This is a genomic window from Bartonella sp. SL317 (genome assembly GCF_059687655.1).
The window spans coordinates 2038555-2058632 of record NZ_CM185144.1 but is presented as its reverse complement, the minus strand read 5'-3'; the positions used below and the strand labels follow the sequence as shown (position 1 = coordinate 2058632).

Sequence of the window (20078 nt, the reverse complement as noted above, 5' to 3'; positions counted from 1 at the left end):
ATAAGAACATAAGCTGAAGATTTTGTTCGTTTGGTTGGATAGATTTCAAAACCAAAAACAATTTTAAATAATGATGTGTTTAGAGAATAATATCCATTGTTGTTTATAAAGAACTTCGCTCATAAATTTATGATGTAAAAATGATATAGACCCTTGTTTTTATAAGTTATAGACGACAAAGATTTTTGTAGCATCAGTCATTAACCAATTCTAAAACACTTTGAAAAAGTAAACGACCGTCAATTCCTCCATGGGCGGGTTCAATAAGGTTTTCAGGATGGGGCATCATACCAAGAATATTACCAGCTTTATTCACAATACCAGCAATATCTTTTATTGAGCCATTAGGATTTGTATTTTCTGCGTAGCGAAAAACAATTTGTTCATTGTCTTCCATCTGTTTTAATGTGTCATCGTCAGCAAAATAATTTCCATCATGATGGGCAACAGGACAACGAATAATTTGTCCTTTAGAATAATATCGAGAAAATTTTGTTTTGGCGTTAACGACTTCAAGCTTGACCTCACGACAAACAAATTTTAAGGAAGCATTACGCATTAAAGTTCCAGGTAATAATCCAGCTTCCGCCAAAATTTGAAATCCATTACAAATGCCTATTATTGTAACACCTTCTTTCGCTTTTTCACGAACGGCTTTTAAAATAGGGGTTCGCGCTCCGATAGCACCACATCTTAAATAGTCACCATAAGAAAAACCACCAGGAATAATAATAACATCTACATCTGGAATTGCTGTTTCTGTTTGCCAAATTTTGAGTGGCTCAACTCCTGTTATATGATGCAATGCTGCAACCATATCTCGGTCACGATTTAATCCAGGAAATTGAATGATGGCAGTTTTCATGAGCGTTCCATTTAAAGAAGTTCGATAGTATAATTTTCAATGACAGTATTTGCGAGTAACTCTTCACACATCTGCTCAAGCTTTTTCTTTGCAGTTTCAGATGGTTGATCATCAAGGACAATGTCAAAAACTTTTCCTTGACGAATAGAATGAATACCTTCGAAGGCTAAACTTTTTAAAGCACCAACAATTGCTTCTCCTTGTGGATCAAGGACGCTTTCCTTTAAAGTAACTGTAATGCGTGCTTTCATTTTTTACTTCCTGTTCTTGAAAAAACCTCTCCTTTTAAGAGGCGTATTGATAGATAGTTTTATTTTACGAGAACGGGACCACTTGGTCGTGGCGGTTCATTTTCATTCATAATACCAAGGCGTTTTGCAACCTCTTGATAGGCATTAATAAGCCCCCCCATATCGTGACGAAAACGATCTTTATCCATTTTTTCTCGTGTTTGCATATCCCATAATCGTGCAGAATCAGGTGAAATTTCATCAGCAAGGACAATGCGCATTGTTTCATCTTCCCACAGACGGCCAAATTCCATTTTAAAGTCAACCAATTGGATGTTTACGCCGGCAAAAAGCCCAGAAAGAAAATCGTTAATACGAATTGAAAGTTGCATGATATCTTCGAGCTCTTGTGGAACAGCCCACCCAAAAGCAGTGATATGTTCTTCTGTTACCATAGGATCATCAAGAGAATCATTTTTATAGTAGAACTCGATGATGGATTGTGGAAGTGGGGTTCCTTCTTCCAGTCCTAAACGCTTAGAAAGAGAGCCAGCCGCAACATTTCGAACAACAACTTCCAATGGAATGATTTCTACTGCTTTAATAAGCTGTTCGCGCATATTTATGCGTTTGATAAAATGTGTTGGGATACCCAAACGTCCAAGATGGCTAAAAATATGTTCTGAAATTCGGTTATTTAAAACCCCTTTTCCATCAATAATTTCATGTTTTTTTGCATTAAAGGCCGTAGCATCATCTTTAAAAAATTGAATATACGTTCCTGGTTCAGGTCCTTCATATAAAATTTTGGCCTTGCCTTCATAAATACGGTGGCGACGATTCATTATGCTTCTCTGGTTATCTTGAGAGGTTTTAATAATATTAATATAAGTGATACTATCCTAATTGATAGAAATTCTCAATGATATTGCTATGATACTTTTATAATTTTTGTCATGATACATCTACTCAAAGGTGGAGATTTAGAGGCGATGAAAAAAAGATTCCCTCTTTTGGATTAAATTTTTGCAAGAAAGTGAGACAGAACCATAAGTCCTTCAGGCCAAGGTCCGTGTCCAGATTCTGCGTTAATGTGGCCAGAATAGCCAGCATCAACAAGGAGTGCACCCCAATCATTAGCAATTTTTTCTGCTACGGAAAATTGACAAAATTCATCGTTGCGGCTGGCGATGACAATGGAAGGAAAAGGCAATTTTTGACGATGATAGGGGCCAAATGTCATTAAATGTTTGGGACGTATTTTTTCATTGGAGACATCTGGAGGTGCAACAAAGAAAGCACCACAAATTTTTTCTGTATTTTGTACAGTTGCATGAAGTGCGGTAGGAACGCCTAATGAATGAGCAATAATCATCACAGGTTTTTGCGCTTGTGCGATGGCAGTTTTAACTTTATGAACCCACTCTTCACAAACAGGTTTTGACCAATGAGCTTGTTCTATACGGCGGGCTGTCGATAATTTTTTTTCCCAGCGTGTTTGCCAATGATCAGGACCAGATCCTTTGTAGCCTGGAATAATAAGAATATCGAGTTGATTTGTTTTCATGAATTATTTTCTTTTTTACAATAGATTTTGATCGTCAATAGAATAAGATTTAGGATTTCTATGTCGTTTTATTGTTGTTCAAAAACACGTTTAAAAATCGTATTGATATGTTTGGTATGGTAAGAAAGGTCAAATTTTTCTCGAATCTCTGCTTCACTTAAAGCATTGGTAACCTCTTTATCATGGAGCAGTTCTTCTAAAAAGTCTTTTCCCTGTTCCCAAACCTTCATCGCATTTCGTTGTACAATCCGATACGAATCTTCGCGACTGATTCCTGCTTGTGTAAGTGCTAAAAGTACCCGCTGTGAGTGAACAAGTCCTCGGAATTTATTGAGATTTTTTTGCATATTTTCTGGATAGACAATGAGATTCTCAATGACAGATGTGAGGCGAGAAAGGGCAAAATCAAGTGTAATCGTTGCATCAGGACCAATATAGCGCTCAACAGATGAGTGAGAAATATCGCGTTCATGCCAAAGGGCTACATTTTCCATGGCAGGGAGTGCAAATGCACGGACCATACGGGCTAACCCAGTTAAATTTTCTGTTAAAACCGGATTACGTTTATGAGGCATTGCCGATGAACCTTTTTGTCCCAGTGAGAAATGTTCCTCTGCTTCAAGAACTTCTGTTCGTTGTAAATGGCGTATTTCTATCGCTAACCTTTCAATAGAAGAAGCAATAACACCAAGTGTTGCAAAAAACATAGCATGACGATCCCGCGGTATGACTTGGGTGGAAACGGGTTCAGCACGCATTCCAAAGGCTTTTGCAACATGTTCTTCAACGCGTGGATCGATATTGGCAAAAGTTCCTACAGCACCTGAAATTGCGCAAGTAGAAATTTCTTCGCGTGCCGCTAGAAGACGTTTGCGACAACGGGAAAATTCAGCATATGCGAGAGCAAATTTGACTCCAAATGTTGTTGGTTCAGCATGAATACCATGACTGCGTCCAATGGTGATGGTCTCTTTATGTTCAAAAGCACGTCTTTTTAAGGCTTCAAGAAGTTGGTCTATATCCTTGAGTAAAATATCACTCGCACGCATCAATTGAATGCTCAACGTTGTATCAAGAACATCAGATGATGTCATGCCTTGGTGGATAAAACGCGCTTCTGGTCCAATGAATTCAGCAAGATGGGTTAGAAATGCGATAACATCATGTTTGGTAATGGCTTCAATTTCATCAATGCGATTGACATCAAATTTAGCAGCTGCTCCTTTTTCCCAAATGATCTTGGCGGCTTCTTTGGGAATAATCCCTAGTTCAGCTAGGGCATCACAGGCATGGGCTTCAATTTCAAACCAAATACGATATTTTGTTTCGGGAGACCAAATTGCGACCATTTCAGGGCGAGAATAACGTGCGATCATTATTTTTTTCCTTATTGTGAGAGAATTGCAGCTTGGCGCAATGCACTTATACGTGTTTTATAAAGCTCTTTGTTTCCGTTTTTATAAATTGCAGAGCCTGCGACAAATACATTGGCACCTGCTTTTGCTGTTATTCCAATTGTATCAACGGTGATACCACCATCAACTTCAAGATCAATAGGACGGTTGGCAATCATGCTTTTAACGCGCTTAATCTTATCTTTTATTTCTGGGATGAAATTTTGTCCACCAAAACCGGGATTGACCGTCATGATGAGGATGAGATCTAATTGATCAAGCAAATATTCAAGGACATGTTCAGGGGTACTTGGGTTGAGTGCAATTCCTGCTTTTTTACCCATTGCTTTGATTGTTTGGAGTGAACGGTGAAGATGGGGACCTACTTCAGCATGAATAGTTATAATATCTGCGCCAGCTTTTGCAAAAGCTTCCAAATAAGGATCAACAGGTTTGATCATCAGGTGGACATCAAATACTGCTTTGGTTAATGGGCGCAGTGCTTTGATGACTTCAGGACCAAAGGTGATGTTAGGAACAAAGTGCCCATCCATAATATCAAGATGGAGCCAATCTGCACCAGCATCAACAACATCTAATATTTCTTGTCCCAGTTTAGAAAAGTCAGACGCTAAGAGTGAAGGTGAAATGAGATGAGAAGGGGGCATTAAAATCTCCTTGATCGGCTATTTTATCATGTCGCTGTGTATACACAAATATCTTTTGTGTTATGACTAAAAAGATAGATATGTATTATAGATCTTTGTATAGAAAGATCGCTCGAAATTTTAAAGTTTGATAAGTGAAAGATATGCCAAATCATAAAACATATTTAATGTCTAAACTTCAAGATAAAATTACGATTTCTTCGCAAGAATATCGAGATGCTATGAGTCATTTTGCAGGTGCTGTACATATTGTGACAACAAATGGCATTAAGGGAAAGCGCGGGGTGACAGTTTCAGCGTGTTGTTCTTTATCGGATAATCCCCCAACTCTTCTTGTTTGTCTTATGCGCCATAATCTAAAGAATCAAGTGTTTATGGAGAATGGAATTTTTTGTGTTAATAGCTTGGCTGGTAAACATCGTCCATTAGCAGATATCTTTTCAAGGCGTTGCAATGTTACAGAAAATGAGCGTTTTGATGTTGCTCAATGGGGAACTTTGCAGACGGGGGCGCCTAGTCTTTCAGACGCTTTAGCATCTTTTGATTGTCGTTTGATTTGTTGGCATGAACATGCAACCCACTATATATTGATTGGTGAAGTTGTTGCAATCAACCGCAGTCAAGAAAAAGATGCTTTGATGTATTTAAATCGTGGCTATCACACTTTGCCTTTATAAAGATTTTATTTTTTTCTTATGTGTTAAATAATGCGTTGCTCCATTTAAATTTTAGTACAATAAGGAGGTGGAGATAAGATGGCGTTAATATTTTAATTTTCTTTTTTTTTGAATTTTTTTATAAACGAGAAAGATCATTTTTTGATGATTTTTTATCAAGCATCTAATTTAGACAAAAAAGCGATCAAGACGAAATAGCGTATTTAGATACACTTATAGATTGTGATGAAAAAACATTTTACCCTTGTGTTAATGGGGATTGCACAATATATAGATCCCACAGAGCATATGTGGAGATTTGTTATTGCATGAGCGAAGAGATTGATGGTCAATATCACCCTAGTGAAGATGAGCCTTTTATGAATGAGCGGCAAAGGGCGTATTTTCGTGCTAAGTTGATTTCTTGGAAGAATGATATCTTAAAAGAAGCGCGTGAGACTTTGGAAAATTTGCAGGAAGAGAATGCGGGACAGCCCGATTTGACCGATAGGGCGTCTTGTGAAACTGATCGTACAATCGAATTACGTGCTCGTGATCGTCAAAGGAAACTTATTTCAAAAATAGATGCGGCTTTAGAGCGCATTGATAATGGGACATATGGTTTTTGCGAAGAAACTGGCGAGCCTATTAGTCTAAAGCGTCTTGAGGCACGGCCGATTGCTGTTTTGTCGTTGGAGGCACAAGAGCGTCACGAGCGACGTGAAAAAGTTTATCGCGATGATTAAAGTCACTGAAATGATAAACAAATAAAGTTTGTCGTGATAAAATTGTATATTTTATTTTTCAGGGGTAGGGATAAATAAAGATGGTTCCTGCCGTCCTTCAATTTCAGCTGTGATTGCTGAATCATGTACCTCTTGATTCGAAAAAGAAGAGGCGTTTTTATCTAGCATATTGTCTCTTTCTGTGAGGGAGAGATTTGAATGGGGGGGGATTTCTTTCTTTTGTATTCTGGAGGTACTTGTAATATCGGATTCGACAACCACGTCTGTTAATCCGCCAATAAGAAGCAAATGTTCTTTATCATCACAACGAACTAAAATAAGGCGGTGTGCTTGATCTATAGAAATTGCTTCACATAATGCTAATCTTGATGGAGTTTTTTTTCTGTTAATGCTGAATCTTCCTGCTTTCAAACGGCGTAAAAACAAGACAATTATAGTAATAGCTGCGATTGTTATTATAAAAAATAAAAAGCTTATCGTTATGTTTGCAGCAGATACACCTATTTGGTCTGATAACCAGCTAACCATAAAATTTCTCCCATTTTGCTATGGAAATATCATTTTTTATTGAGACAAATTTATATACATACCCTTAAAAGGTTTACTTAAAGACAAGAAATAAACTTTTTAACTAAGTGAGCTTTCTTAAAGCGATAATATCATAGTATATATTTTCTAACAATGAATATAAAAAAATTTCTTAGTATAAAAACAACTATAATCTGAGGCAATGAGAGAGATGAATAAAGGTTTTGAGAACAATGAAAGGTTAGCATCTTCTTTTCATCGGAGAGTTGCTATTTGGGGTATTACTTTTATCTTCGTTTTCTTTTTCATCGTGGGCATTTTAGATTTTTTTTATCCACAAAGTTATTTACAAAAGGCTACGCTGGCATTTTTTTTGATTCTAGCAATTATTGGTGTTGCAACACTCGTTTTAAGTGGAATGGGAATTTTAAGATACCATGCATTGTGGTTGCATGAAGACTTTGATTTTAGCATCTTTAATAAGAGCGATGATGCAATTGTAATCTCTGATCTTTCTGGTTTTGTTTATTATTCTAATCAAAACTATCAAAAAATTCTGACTTATAAACCTGAAGGGTCTTGTTATAGCGTTATTGCTGATCTTCCAAGAGCGGGTGCGCTTTCCTATCGCTTAAAAACTGCAGCTTGTAATAATCTTGCAGCGCAAGAAGCATTAAGAGTAGAGCAACCAATTTTTACCGATTCTACACAAAAAAAATCGGTTTGGTATAATATTTCTGTTCAACCGCTTACAAAGCGGGAAAAAAAGCTTTTGTTTTGGCGCATTAGCGATATTTCGCATTTACAACAAACCCAAGAAGTTTTTTTCTCCAATCTTCAAGAGGCGATCAATCACTTGGATCAAGCGCCTGTTAGTTTTTTATCCGTTAATGCACAAGGTACACTTCTTTATGCCAATGCAGTTTTTGCCGAATGGTTTTCAATTGATTTAGCGAATTTTACCGTAGGTCAATATCACTTTGATTCTTTATTTGAGAGCGTGGGCGCTCAGAGTTCATGGAGTGATATCCGTTTGCAAACCAACAAATATCAAAACTCAGATTACCTTTTACCTTATAGGTTTTCATTATGTTTAAAGTCGCAAACGATTGGTGAGAAAATATTTCATTGTTTTGTATCTGTTTCTTCTCTCTTAGAGGAAGAAGCTATTTATCGTATTGTAATCATTCCACAGCAAATAGAAAAAGAAGAGAACGCTCAATTAAAACTACCTAATATATTAGAAGAATATTTTGATGCGAGTCCTTTTGCAATAGCTGTGGTGGATCAGGCTGGGCAATTGGTCCATATGAATAATACTTTTTCATCACTCACAGGATGTTTGGATAAAACTATCAATTTTTATGATGTTATTTCTCGTCATGATTATGGGCAGTTAGAGCGTGCCTTTCAAAAAATTGCGACCAATAAAAAATATTTTGTTTCTCTGGAAACTGTTTTAGAAAAGAATGAGGAACGTCATTTACGTCTCCATGTTATGTCTGTCCCCCCCTATCATGGTGATACGCTACAAAATTTGATTATTATCTCTGTCATTGAAACAACCGAACAAAAAACGCTTGAAGATAAAATGATGCAAAGTCAAAAGATGCAGGCTGTTGGACAATTGGCTGGCGGTATTGCTCATGATTTTAATAATGTTTTAACAGCAATTTTAATGTCATGTGATCTGCTTTTGAATACGCATCGTAGTTCTGATCCTGCTCATGCTGATCTGATCAATATTAAAAATAATGCAAATCGTGCTGCTGCTCTTGTACAGCAATTACTCGCTTTTTCTAGAAAGCAAACTCTTCGACCTGAAGAGGTTGATTTTACAGAATTTTTATCAGACATTCGCAATCTTATTTTACCACTTTTGGGGAATAATACTCAGTTAAAAATTATCCATGGAAGAGATTTGTGGAGTGTTGAAGTCGATCAAGCATCTTTTCAGCGTGTGATTATGAATTTGGTGATTAATGCGCGTGATGCCATGGTTGATGGAGGTATTGTTACGATTGCGACCAATAATATTACCAAGAAACAAAGTGCTGAATTTAATCATCTTGGTTTAGCAATTGGTGAGTATGTGCAATTAACTATTTCAGATACAGGAACGGGGATATCTGCTGCTACACAAGAAAAAATGTTTGAGCCATTTTTTACTACCAAAGAAGTTGGAAAAGGAACAGGCCTTGGTTTATCAATGGTTTATGGAATTATCAAGCAGAGCGGTGGATGTATTTATTGTGATAGTAAAGAGGGAGAAGGAGCAACATTTCATATTTTTCTGCCCCGTTATATCCCAGATATAAAAGGAGAAATTTCTCAAAAGATTGAAACAGATGAAGAGAAAGATAAAAATATAGACCTAACAGGATCTGCGACTGTTTTATTGGTTGAAGATGAGGATGCGGTCAGAATGGGAGGCGTAAGGGCTCTTCAAATGAGAGGATATACGGTTTTAGAAGCGGCAAGCGGGGTGGAAGCTCTTTCTATTCTTGAAGAAAAAAGAGCGCCGTTGATATTATTGTTTCTGATGTGGTGATGCCAGAAATGGATGGTCCTACTTTATTGAAGGAAGTTCGTAAACTCTATCCTGATATCAAATTTCTTTTCGTTTCTGGATATGCAAAAGATGCTTTTGCTAAGAATCTTCCACAAGATGCTGTTTTTGGTTTTTTATCTAAACCTTTTACACTCAAACAGTTAGCCATAACAGTTAAAGAAACACTTTCATCATAATACAATAAAAACAGCACATTTATTTTTTAGGGGAAATACGAGAGTATTTTGATCAATAGAGTTCGTGGTAATATCAGAGAACTGAATAAAAAAGAATAATTTTGAATTTTAATTAAATTTCAAAAAAAGTTTCATATTCTATGCAAAAATTTATGAAGAAATAGGCTTTCCTCTGTCAACATTTCATAGTCATCGATACGTACAGTGTTGTGGAAAATACTGTAGATTGCTGATCTACCTACTCAAAAGGATAAGAGCTGTTGTTGCGTGTCAACTATTTTTCTCTTTCCTTCAATAAACGTTTTCAAAGCTTCAGGGTAGAGCTTATGCTCTGCTTTAAGAACTCTTTGTGCTAAGTCTTCAGTGGTATCATCAGGATAGACTGGAACGGCTGCTTGGGCGAGGATTTTTCCAGCATCCATGTCTTCTGTAACAAGATGAACAGTGCAACCTGTGATTTTTACACCTGCTTGTAAAACTCTTTCATGTGTATTTAAACCTTTAAATGAAGGTAAAAGAGAAGGGTGAATGTTTAAAATTCGTCCCTCATAAAGTTTTACGAAACGCGATGAGATAAGGCGCATATACCCCGCAAAGCAGAGAAAATCCGGTTTATATTGATTTAAAATCGTGAAAATACTTTCTTCATGCTCTTCTTTCGTTTTGTAGTTTTTGCGATCAACAATATGAACAGGTAAGTTATGATGTTGTGCTTTTTCAATACCATTTGCACGTGGATTATCGCAAATAACCGCAACGATTTCAGCCGGATATCCTTTTTGCTGAGTTGCTTGAGAAAGGGCAACCATATTGGATCCATTCCCAGAAATGAAAACGACAATTTGTTTTCTCATAAATGCAGCACTCCTTTATAAAGTATTCCTTTATTTTGATCTTGACGTTTTGTTAAAATGCCAAGGGGAGTTACAGTCTCTCCATTTTTTTCAAGAGCTTGTATAATTTTCTCAGCGACACGTTGTGCTACGATAATGATCATGCCAATACCACAATTGAATGTTCGTAACATTTCTGTTTCTTCTATTTTACCTTGTTTGGCAATCCATGAAAAGACGGAGGGAACCTTGATGGTAGAAAGGTTAATTTCAGCGCAGAGAGAAGAGGGAACGACACGTGGAATATTTTCAGGAAAACCTCCACCCGTAATATGCGCTAGAGCTTTAATTCCTTCGTATTCTCGCATGATAGGAAGAAGCGATTTCACATAAATGCGCGTTGGTGTCAAAAATTCTGTACCAAGACTGTTTTTTTGGGAAAAAGGGGCAGGGTCATCCCATTTGAAACAATTTTGCTGGATGATTCGTCGAACAAGCGAAAAGCCATTGGAATGAATTCCAGAGGCGCTTAGACCTAAGATAATATCGCCTTCAGTCAGGTTCTTTGAAGGGAGTAGCGCACTGCGTTCACACGCTCCTACAGCAAAACCTGCTAGATCATAATCTCCCTCTGCATACATTCCTGGCATTTCTGCAGTTTCTCCCCCAATAAGAGCAGCGCCGGCTTGTTTACATCCCTCTGCAATACCAGAAACGATTGCGGCACCTTGTTCAGGGTCAAGCTTTCCAGTAGCAAAATAATCCAGAAAAAAGAGAGGTTCTGCCCCTTGTACAAGTAAATCATTGACACACATAGCTACTAGGTCAATACCTACAGTGTTATGGATACCCACTTCAATGGCAATTTTTAATTTTGTTCCCACACCGTCATTGGCTGCAACAAGGATAGGATCTGTGAAGCCCGCTGCTTTTAGATCAAAAAGGCCACCAAAACCGCCAATTTCTGCATCTGCTCCGGCTCGTTTTGTTGCGCGTATAAAGGGTTTAATTTTTTCTACCATAGCATTACCCATATCGATGTTGACACCGGCTTTTGCGTAGGTGAGACCAACTTTTGATTTATCCCCAGCCTTGGTTTTATTATTTGTAAGATCTTGATTGCTCATTGGAGCCTTCCTTGTAATGGAAAATCAGGTTTTGACGTTATGCAATGCCATGATAGAGTTTTCTCTGCAAGAGATATTAATAAGAAAGTAAGCAACTTTTCTTGTACCTTATTTTGAAGATGTTTATAATTTTTGTGAAGAATTTTTTTTTAGGATATTTTATGAGCAAGATATCAGATAATCACGGACAGTCTTCTTGGAAGCTGATGAAAAAGAAAGTGAGCGAGAATACATTCCGTGACCGTTATAAAACTTATATACCCGCATATACTCAATTACCGGTGCCCAATAATATGAAAAGACAAATCTTTTTTTGGCTGGGGACACTGATTTTTTTCATACTTTTTATGTTTATTTTTGGATCAATTTTGCTTCCTTTTGTTGCAGGAATTGTGTTGGCTTATTTTCTTAATCCTATTGTTCAACTCCTTGAAAAATTTGGTCTTCATCGTGTGTTTGCTACTGTCCTCATTACTTTATTTATTGTTATTATCTTTGTTGCTGCTTTAATTATTTTGATTCCTATTATTAGTTGGCAAATACAGCAATTTGTGAGTGATGGCTTACCTGTTTATATTAATCGTATTCAAACTTTTTTTGTTGAGCATGATTTTGATTGGATCAGACGTTATTTTGGAAGTGATCCAAATGAATTACGGCGTAATATTAAAGGATTTTTAGGAGAAGGTTCTGATCTTATTACATCTCTTTTGAATTCACTTTTAAAGTCAGGAAAGTCTATTGTTAATATTATTAGCCTATTTGTTGTCGCGCCTGTGGTGGCGTTTTATATGTTATTAGATTGGCCACGTATGGTTACAGCAATTGATTCGTTGATACCGCGTGATCATCTTGAAACTGTTCGTAGTATTTTTCATGAAATGGATAGAGCTATTGCAGGATTTGTTCGTGGACAAGGAACCGTTTGTCTCATATTGGGGGGGTATTACGCTATTGGTTTAACAGTCGCAGGACTCAACTTTGGTCTTTTGATTGGTATGTTGATTGGTCTTATTAGCTTTATCCCTTATATTGGTACAATGAGTGGTTTAGTTCTTTCTGTTGGTATTGCATGGGTCCAGTTTTATCCCAATAATTGGGGTGGAATCATCGTTGTGATGGCACTTTTCTTAATTGGTCAGTTTATTGAGGGGTATATCCTTCAACCAAAACTTGTAGGTTCATCAGTAGGGCTACATCCCGTATGGTTGATGTTTTCACTTTTTGCTTTTTCTTCACTCTTTGGTTTTACTGGTATGCTTGTTGCTGTTCCTGCGGCAGCAGCTATTGGCGTTTTAGTTCGTTTTGCTCTCCATACTTATCTTAGTTCTCAGATGTATTCGCAAAGTGGAAATTCGGAGCCGCTAAAATGAATGGGCGTGAAACGCAATTATCTTTAAATTTTCCTTATAAGCCGATTTTTCAATTCGATGACTTAGTGGTAACGCAAAGCAATCGTATGGCTTTTCAGCTTATTGATCACTGGCCAAATTGGAGCTTACCTATTGCAGTTTTGGTTGGAAAAGAAGGATCTGGAAAAACGCATTTTTCGAGTATATGGCTCCAAAAAGCAAATGCATTTAGGATTCAGCACAATGAAATTGATCAAGCTGTTGCGAAGGCTTCTTTAGGTAGATCATTTTTAATAGAGGATATTGATACTGGTGAAATTAATGAAACAGAACTTTTTCATTTAATTAACAGCGTTAAGCAAGCAAATGTTAATGCACGAAAAGCTACTTTATTGATGACGGCACAAACACTTCCTTCTACTTGGAATTTGAAGTTAAATGATCTAAAAAGTCGTTTTAATTCGGTGATGTTCGTTGAAATTAATCAGCCTGATGATGCATTGTTAACAGCTGTTGCCTTTAAGCTTTTTTCCGATAGGCAGCTCATCGTGCATCCAGATACGGTTTATTATCTTATTAGCCGTTGTGAACGTTCTTTATTTTCATTGAAGAATATTATTGATTCTGTTGATCAGTTAGCGTTGCAAAGAAAAAGAAAAATAACGCGCGCTGTGATTGCTGAAGTTTTGAATAGAAAAAAAATATAAACACTCCTTATCACGGTTTTACATCTCCTTTCGTTTTATTATTTTTTGAATATGAGGAAAGACAAGTCATTTAAATTTTCTGCTTTTTTATTATCAATTAAGAGTAAAAAAATATTATTTTTCACTTTATTTATGCATTTCTTTTAATTGGCTTTGAGATTTTATTGGATGAATATTCTTTTTGAAACTTATAAGATATTGATTTATAATGGTAATTTAACTTTATTGAATTTGAGTTAGATCCTTGAATAACGATAACGCAAGATTCTCTCATTCAAATCTGTTTATCTTGAATCAATCAAAATCTCTTGTTTGTACGTCACAAGCGGGTGGGCTATGTGGATGAAACTATATAAGAAAGAACTAGAATGATTCTTATGAACTATCTTATGTGCCAAGGTCTATCGCAACATTGGGGGCGGCAAATATAACGATGGTGCCGGCTTGCTTTTTCACAAACGTAAAGATGGGGGTGTTCAATGGCTTTACCGTTATACCATTCATGGTCACCGTCGTGAAATGGGCTTGGCTGCTTTAAGAGACGTTTCTTTAAAACAAGTCCGTGAATGTGCAAACCAATGGCGCTCCGTTTTACGTGAAGGTCGTGACCCTATTAAAGAACGCAATAAACAAAAGCGTGAGGCAATAAGTAATCTCCATTATTTAAAAGATATCGCGTTGGATGCTTTTGAAAGTTGTAAAGTTGAATTAAAAGATGACGGTAAAGATGGATATTGGTTTTTACCATTATGCCTTCATATTCTCCCTAAATTAGGTTGTTTTCTTGTTACAGAAATTACACAAACAGACATACGTGATACCCTTGCCCCTATTTGGCATACAAAAGCTGCAACAACTAATAGAGTTCTTGTCCGTCTTAATACTTGTCTCAAATATGCGGCTGCTTTGGGATTGGATGTTGATTTATAAGCAACAGAAAAAGCATGTGCTCTTTTAGGCAAGCAACGCCATAAAACGCAAAAGATGTCGGCAATGGATTGGAAAGACGTCACTGCCTTTTATCAAACACTGTGCCAAACAATAATCCTAACACAACTTGGAAGCTATATATTTTTGTATATAAAAATGTTTCTAAAAAGAGCTGTTTACTTCAATTTACAATGAAACGCTTATGGTTTAAAGCAATGTTTATTGTTTATGGACTTGGATTTATAGCAGCATGCGCTCTCTTAAGGTGAACGGAAAAATTAGAGTTTTTTATTCTTGGGAAATATAAAAAAGAGGGGAAAGAAGCTTAATCCAGCTGGATTTTTATGAATATCATAGAGACATTATATTTCTTTTGCAAAGTTTTTTGTAATATTTAAGTTGTTTTTTAAAAAATTATATCTTTAGAACTTATGCAGTGGGAGTTTACTTATAACAGAAGAGAATTGTGGCCTCTTTATAGAGGCGTTTATTATTTTTTATATCGATTGGATTTTTACGGCGATTATTTTCTATTTTCGTCAATAAAATATGTTATTGAGTAGGAAAAATTTTAAAAACGTTTTTTTTTTGTAAAGAAATACAACAAAATTGAAAAAAGTGTGTTTTTGCTCTTGCACTTCTGTTGTGAAAATTTTAGGAAGCATGCATGCAAGTAAATTCAAATGGCGGAGCGTAGCGCAGCTTGGTAGCGCACCTGATTTGGGATCAGGGGGTCGTAGGTTCGAATCCTATCGCTCCGACCATGGTATTTGATGCAGTGTATGAAAATGATCCTGTTGGGTGCGTGTGGTGAGAAAAGATCATTCAAGCGTTGTGTAATCTGAAGGGAAAAGACATGATCGCACGTATTTATAGTCCTGCTAAAACAGCTATGCAGTCCGGTAAGGGAAATGCAGGCTTTTGGATTCTAGAGTATGAGCCGGTGAAAGCAAAAATGCTAGAGCCTCTTATGGGCTATACAGCAACTTCTGATATGAATAATCAAGTAAAAATACGATTTAATAGGAAGGAAGAAGCAATTGCTTTTGCACGCAAAAATGCTATTCCTTATCGCGTAGAAAAAACACACATGTCGATTCGACGTACTGTTTCTTATTCTGATAATTTTCGCAGTGATCGGCAGCAACCATGGACACATTGAATTGAAAGTTGCTGTTTTAAATTGAGAAAATAATCAGTTGGGTCCCGTAGCTCAGCTGGATAGAGCAACGGCCTTCTAAGCCGTGGGTCACAGGTTCGAATCCTGTCGGGATCACCATATTAAAAAGTATCAACAGGCTACAAAAGTTTAGTTTTTTAAGCATTGCTGATTCTTTTAATGTTTGTTGCATTTCATGCTTTACAAAACAGACTGCCAAAACTTTCTTTTACGCGCTTCTTTTCATTTTTTTAATGAATAATATTATGGCGTTTTTCAGTATGATCTTTGGTAAAATTGATTCTGATGAGATAAAAGGTATGATGATTTCCATTCAGAAGTGTTTTACGAAACATTCAAGAATCAAAATGCTCTCTATTTATGATGAGCGTTTAGGAACAACATCCTTTAAAAGAATGGGGAGGTTTTTTCTGTAATGAAAACTATGCCTTATAGCGCGTTATGACATTTTTGCATAAAAAGATGCTGTGTGTGCCACCTAAATAAAATATTGTTTTTTTCAATGAGATACACTTATTACCAATCTGATTTAATGTGTTTGTTACTTTTGCTCAGAGTAGGGCTATAAATTTCAGTAATGTTACATATTCTATTTGAATTGTGAATGAAAATGGATGGTATCTTAGGGAGCAGTTTTTAGATTTTACATTTATATTTTTAAATATTTTTTCTTATTTCTTTATAGTTTTTGCTCTATGCGAAAACTATTTTAGTATGGAATAACGCTGGTAGTAAAGTGCTATGCGGATAAGGTCTGATGTTCTAAACGCATATGATTTAAGGCGATCATTGTTTCAATAGGATATCGTACAAAGAATAGAGTGGCATAGTTTATGTATTTGTTTTAAAGAGATAGCCTTTAAAGCCTCAAAAAATCCATTTCACGTTGACGCTTGGTGAATAGTATAATACTGAATTCCATAAAATACCATCATCTTTACGCTTTATACAGGAACAAGCAGATAGATTGTATATTATTTTCTAGCCATCAATGTTGCGATAAACTTTAGCTCTTCAGATCATTATAGATATTTTAGTGCCTTCCAGTACAATTTTTATTCACATGTCAATTCTTCTTGTGACGTACAAGAAAGTGATTCAACATGGGGAGAGGTTAGAAATGAGAGAATGTTATAATATCCAGACTTCTCATTCAGCATATTAAAAAACAAAATATTTTTTATAAATCAATATCTTGATCAAAGAAAAATTTCCTTTATCGTGTTTTTTACTCTTTTTAATATTTTATGATCCTGTCATTGGTAAGCTTAAAATACTGCTCTAAAAACCAAGTGTTTTATGCATCGATAAAACTGTTATTATATCTCCTAGCTATTTTGAGAGCAGGTGTACGTCAGTAGAGAAGAAAGAATCATAAAATTGGGGAATGGATCAAAAGACAAACAATGTTTTTTAGAAAAAAGTCGACGTTTGTTGAAAGAAATTTTACAGTTTTACAATGAAACTTCCTAATTCGTTGCAATGGAAACTGTTAATGCGCTTACAACGCCTTTAGATAATTTATTCCATAAGGTGTTATCAGAACTTAAAAAAATATTAGAAATATTCTGTAGAGCATGTTTTTATCGAGGCATATTGCAAAATTTCATTCCCTTACTTTTATTCATGTATCCCTAACCTCTAAAAACACATGAAAAATTAATAAGTTATTTATACTAAAAGCCGAATGGTGGGCGTGACAGGGATTGAACCTGTGACCCCTACGATGTCAACGTAGTGCTCTCCCGCTGAGCTACACGCCCATTCACCGATGTTGGATACACCATATAGAACGACAAACGTCAATGCTTAATTTCATTTTTTCTTACAACAGATGAAAATAACTTAAAAAAGCATCTTTTTAAGCAGCGATAAGGATCTTTTCAACCTCATTGACGAGTTCACGTAAGTGAAATGGTTTAGACAGTACTTTTGCATCAGGAGGGGCATCACTATTTGAATTGAGTGCAACCGCTGCAAAACCTGTAATGAACATTACTCGTAAGTCAGGGTCAATCTCAGTCGCGCGCCGTGCAAGTTCGATTCCGTCCATTTCTGGCATCACAATGTCAGTCAGGAGAAGAGAAAATGGTTCTTCTTGTAAACGTTCATAGGCGCTAATACCATTATCGAAGTCGGCAACTTCGTAGCCTGCACGTTCTAGGGCTTTTACAAGAAAGCGACGCATATCGTTATCATCTTCTGCGAGCAGGATTCGTTTCATGATTATGTTCCAATGGCTCCATTTGTCAGAGTTTTTTGCCGCATCGATTATACAATATAGAGTATTTATAAAAAAGATAGTAAAATGCTCATAATTGAAATGAATGGCAAAATGGTTAATTCTTACATTCTTATTTAGGATACAGCATATTCGTTGTGAGTTGGTTAAATTCGAAATGTATGTGATTTTTTAAAGATAATTCACCGTTGTTTTTTCTTGTAAACTTTTTTACTCTTATCAGAACTCTATTAAAAAACGTATAAAAATCAATGCGGCAGGACTATCCATATTGGGAAAGTAGAAGAATATTATGTTAATTTATTGTTTTTTAAAATCTCTACCACAAAATAGAATGTTTATAATCATTTGTGTTTTATAGAAACGTGTAAATAAAGTTATAAACGAAGTTTGTTTTTAGGATATTTTTCTTAAATGCTAATATACCGATTTATAAAGATAATTCATTTTTTGTATGTTTAATTAAGAATCCCAAATATCATAAGACCTTTTCATTTTGAACCGATCTATATTGAATCAATCAAAAGCACTTGCTTGCACATAACGAGCGGGATGAATATGTGGATAAAATTTATATAATAAATATGATTCTCATGAACCGTCTTAAGTGCCAAGGTCTGTCGCAACATTGGGTGCTGGAAAATAGTGTGATGGCGCTTGCTTCTTTGCAAGCGTCTCAAGTAGCTAAGAGCGATGTGACAACATTGGTGGAATTTCTAAAGTATAATGATGGATGCCTGCCTCTTCCTTTACAAGCGTAAAGATAGTTGTGCTTAATGAGGCACCCTATATACTACTTCATAGGCACCGTCATAAAATAGAATGGAATCGCTAAGAAATGTCTCTTTAAAATAAAAGTATAAAATTGCAATACAATAAATAAAAAAGGGTCTTTTGAAGTTTTATTTAGAAAAATTTATAGTGTTTTGTTAAGATAATTTTATCATCTTTATTTTATTAATAAAAGCTATATTTAAAATATATTTATATTATTAAGTTATGTTATGATAAATAACAATATACTTTAGTATATATTGTTAAAGAACTTTATAAATATTTAAATTATGGCCTATTTTTAGAGTCTATTAAATGATTCATATTCATAATTAAAAAAAGGAATTCATTATATAAGAAGTATCCATAGATTAACGTTATTCGTAGAAATCTTCGTTTTGGATAGGGCTGAGCAGAAACTAAAATCTGCTGTTATTTTACAGAGACATTATCAGGGATAAATGCATCAAATGCAGCCCAAAACTGTTTTTTATAATCTTCGTTATGCATAATTGTATCAAGTTCAGCGCCTGTAATGGTAATACTTTCTGTCAGGCGTGTGTGTTGGCATAATTGCCGTACTTCAATGTTATTAGCAAGATTATTTTGATTGGCGAGAATAAAGAGTGTTGGAATTTGTAAATGTCCGTGACGTATATTTTTCTTTACAGAATCAATTGCATCAAATACCGATGCCATCCATCGGGATGTTGGGGGCTTAATGGAAGGGAATAATCCTTGAGGCGTGTGTTCCAATTGTATATCTTTTTGTTTTATTTTTTTTAATTTTTTATCACTTTTTGCGGGGATGAAACCAAGACCTATATCAGAAAGAAATTGTGTTAGTTGATGTTGAAAACCATTTGTTTTATTACCGAATGGAGCAAAAAGAGGAGAAACACAGAGCAGTCTATTAAACTGATGATTAATAAAATCTAATCCGCTAAGTGCTGTTAGTCCACCCATACCATAGGTGAGCATAGAGTAAGGTGGTGGACAATTATGATAAACAACATTTTTAAGAAATTCATATAAGTCATTAATATCATTATTTATATCAAAGTAATAATGTCGGTTTTTTTTCCGTGTTTTGAAGGATGTTTTTTGGGGATTAAACCAGTCAAATATTGCTGTATGAAACCCTCGTTTAGCTATTTCATTTATGGTTAATAAATATGACTCTAAAACATTTGTGTTATTTTCGAGAATAACAATTGTTCCCTTAGACTTTTCCGCTTCAGGATATGTTATCGCAAAACGAATTTCGCGATCCGCAACTATTTTAAGGGTACCATGATGGATATTGGTAGGAGTGGAATCCTCATCTATGGGGGTAAGAGGTGTTTTCAATTGAAATCCTTTAAGGTTATTTGCCGCTCAGTGCAAGGTGAGATAACAAGAGGACTTTGTGATATTTATGTAATGATGAAAAAGGATTAAGAAAGGGGGGATATTGTTTTTTAGATCGTTTTTATCAATTTAGGTACAAAAGAAGAGTTGAAATAAGAAAAGACAATTACCAGATAATATA

General features: G+C 35.6%; 17 protein-coding genes, 3 tRNA genes and 2 pseudogenes. 10 read left to right on the top strand and 12 right to left on the bottom strand.

The window, feature by feature from the left end; genetic code table 11:
* Positions 1 to 193: 193 nt before the first annotated feature.
* The 6 genes from purQ to rpe form a co-directional block, all read right to left on the bottom strand.
* Complete coding sequence (gene purQ, locus AC6ER9_RS08685; protein WP_497074317.1) at positions 194 to 865, bottom strand: phosphoribosylformylglycinamidine synthase subunit PurQ; 672 nt, start codon at positions 863 to 865, stop codon at positions 194 to 196.
* A gap of 11 nt (positions 866 to 876) precedes the next feature.
* On the bottom strand, positions 877 to 1116 hold the full coding sequence (purS, locus tag AC6ER9_RS08680; RefSeq protein WP_497074316.1) for a phosphoribosylformylglycinamidine synthase subunit PurS: 240 nt from the start codon (positions 1114 to 1116) through the stop codon (positions 877 to 879).
* Between the two features lie 59 nt (positions 1117 to 1175).
* The gene (gene purC, locus AC6ER9_RS08675) at positions 1176 to 1940 is read right to left on the bottom strand and encodes a phosphoribosylaminoimidazolesuccinocarboxamide synthase (RefSeq protein WP_497074315.1); all 765 of its coding nucleotides are present in this window, start codon (positions 1938 to 1940) and stop codon (positions 1176 to 1178) included.
* A gap of 173 nt (positions 1941 to 2113) precedes the next feature.
* The gene (locus AC6ER9_RS08670) at positions 2114 to 2662 is read right to left on the bottom strand and encodes an RBBP9/YdeN family alpha/beta hydrolase (RefSeq protein ID WP_497074314.1); all 549 of its coding nucleotides are present in this window, start codon (positions 2660 to 2662) and stop codon (positions 2114 to 2116) included.
* Positions 2663 to 2730: 68 nt separating this feature from the next.
* Complete coding sequence (purB, locus tag AC6ER9_RS08665; protein ID WP_497074313.1) at positions 2731 to 4038, bottom strand: adenylosuccinate lyase; 1308 nt, start codon at positions 4036 to 4038, stop codon at positions 2731 to 2733.
* A gap of 11 nt (positions 4039 to 4049) precedes the next feature.
* Positions 4050 to 4724: a ribulose-phosphate 3-epimerase gene (rpe, locus tag AC6ER9_RS08660; RefSeq protein WP_497074312.1), complete on the bottom strand. Its 675-nt coding sequence runs from the start codon at positions 4722 to 4724 to the stop codon at positions 4050 to 4052.
* Between the two features lie 143 nt (positions 4725 to 4867).
* Between rpe and AC6ER9_RS08655 the strand changes: the two genes are divergently transcribed.
* Both AC6ER9_RS08655 and dksA read left to right on the top strand, forming a co-directional pair.
* On the top strand, positions 4868 to 5401 hold the full coding sequence (locus tag AC6ER9_RS08655; protein ID WP_497074311.1) for a flavin reductase: 534 nt from the start codon (positions 4868 to 4870) through the stop codon (positions 5399 to 5401).
* A gap of 308 nt (positions 5402 to 5709) precedes the next feature.
* Positions 5710 to 6126, top strand: coding sequence for an RNA polymerase-binding protein DksA (dksA, locus tag AC6ER9_RS08650; protein ID WP_497074310.1), 417 nt, complete (start codon positions 5710 to 5712; stop codon positions 6124 to 6126).
* Positions 6127 to 6177: 51 nt separating this feature from the next.
* Here dksA and AC6ER9_RS08645 read toward each other — a convergent pair whose 3' ends face one another.
* Positions 6178 to 6654 carry a flagellar biosynthetic protein FliO gene (locus AC6ER9_RS08645; protein WP_497074309.1) on the bottom strand — a complete coding sequence of 159 codons (477 nt, stop codon included), beginning with the start codon at positions 6652 to 6654 and terminating at the stop codon, positions 6178 to 6180.
* Positions 6655 to 6865: 211 nt separating this feature from the next.
* Between AC6ER9_RS08645 and AC6ER9_RS08640 the strand changes: the two are divergent.
* Positions 6866 to 9402 (top strand): annotated as a pseudogene (locus AC6ER9_RS08640) (response regulator).
* Between the two features lie 242 nt (positions 9403 to 9644).
* Here AC6ER9_RS08640 and purN read toward each other — a convergent pair.
* Together purN and purM are read right to left on the bottom strand one after the other, a co-directional pair.
* Positions 9645 to 10256, bottom strand: a complete 612-nt coding sequence (gene purN, locus AC6ER9_RS08635) for a phosphoribosylglycinamide formyltransferase (protein WP_497074308.1) — start codon at positions 10254 to 10256, stop codon at positions 9645 to 9647.
* Entirely contained in the window at positions 10253 to 11362 is a 1110-nt protein-coding gene (gene purM, locus AC6ER9_RS08630) for a phosphoribosylformylglycinamidine cyclo-ligase (protein WP_497074307.1), read from the bottom strand. Before purM ends, purN begins: the two co-directional genes overlap by 4 nt.
* 161 nt (positions 11363 to 11523) lie before the next feature.
* Between purM and AC6ER9_RS08625 the strand changes: the two genes are divergently transcribed.
* The 6 genes and pseudogenes from AC6ER9_RS08625 to AC6ER9_RS08600 all read left to right on the top strand — a co-directional run bounded on the left by AC6ER9_RS08625 (position 11524) and on the right by AC6ER9_RS08600 (position 15630).
* Positions 11524 to 12735, top strand: coding sequence for an AI-2E family transporter (locus AC6ER9_RS08625; protein WP_497074306.1), 1212 nt, complete (start codon positions 11524 to 11526; stop codon positions 12733 to 12735).
* Complete coding sequence (gene hdaA / locus AC6ER9_RS08620) at positions 12732 to 13421, top strand: DnaA regulatory inactivator HdaA (protein ID WP_497074305.1); 690 nt, start codon at positions 12732 to 12734, stop codon at positions 13419 to 13421. The genes AC6ER9_RS08625 and hdaA overlap by 4 nt, the downstream gene beginning before the upstream one ends.
* Before the next feature lie 368 nt (positions 13422 to 13789).
* Positions 13790 to 14480: pseudogene (locus AC6ER9_RS08615) on the top strand (tyrosine-type recombinase/integrase); the annotation flags it as partial.
* 558 nt (positions 14481 to 15038) lie between these two features.
* A tRNA-Pro gene (locus tag AC6ER9_RS08610) sits at positions 15039 to 15115 on the top strand.
* 92 nt (positions 15116 to 15207) lie between these two features.
* A complete protein-coding gene (locus tag AC6ER9_RS08605) occupies positions 15208 to 15513 on the top strand; it encodes an ETC complex I subunit (protein WP_497074304.1) in 306 nt (101 codons plus the stop codon).
* 40 nt (positions 15514 to 15553) lie between these two features.
* A tRNA-Arg gene (locus AC6ER9_RS08600) sits at positions 15554 to 15630 on the top strand.
* A 1589-nt stretch (positions 15631 to 17219) separates the two neighbouring features.
* Here the strand turns inward: AC6ER9_RS08600 and AC6ER9_RS08595 are convergent.
* A tRNA-Val gene (locus tag AC6ER9_RS08595) sits at positions 17220 to 17294 on the bottom strand.
* A 98-nt stretch (positions 17295 to 17392) separates the two neighbouring features.
* Entirely contained in the window at positions 17393 to 17755 is a 363-nt protein-coding gene (gene cpdR, locus AC6ER9_RS08590; RefSeq protein WP_005773448.1) for a cell cycle two-component system response regulator CpdR, read from the bottom strand.
* Positions 17756 to 18366: 611 nt separating this feature from the next.
* On the opposite strand from cpdR, the gene AC6ER9_RS08585 reads away from it, so the two are divergent.
* Entirely contained in the window at positions 18367 to 18534 is a 168-nt protein-coding gene (locus AC6ER9_RS08585) for a hypothetical protein (protein ID WP_497074303.1), read from the top strand.
* Between the two features lie 445 nt (positions 18535 to 18979).
* Here the strand turns inward: AC6ER9_RS08585 and AC6ER9_RS08580 are convergent, their stop codons facing one another.
* Complete coding sequence (locus tag AC6ER9_RS08580; protein WP_497074302.1) at positions 18980 to 19897, bottom strand: serine aminopeptidase domain-containing protein; 918 nt, start codon at positions 19895 to 19897, stop codon at positions 18980 to 18982.
* Between the last annotated feature and the right edge of the window lie 181 nt (positions 19898 to 20078).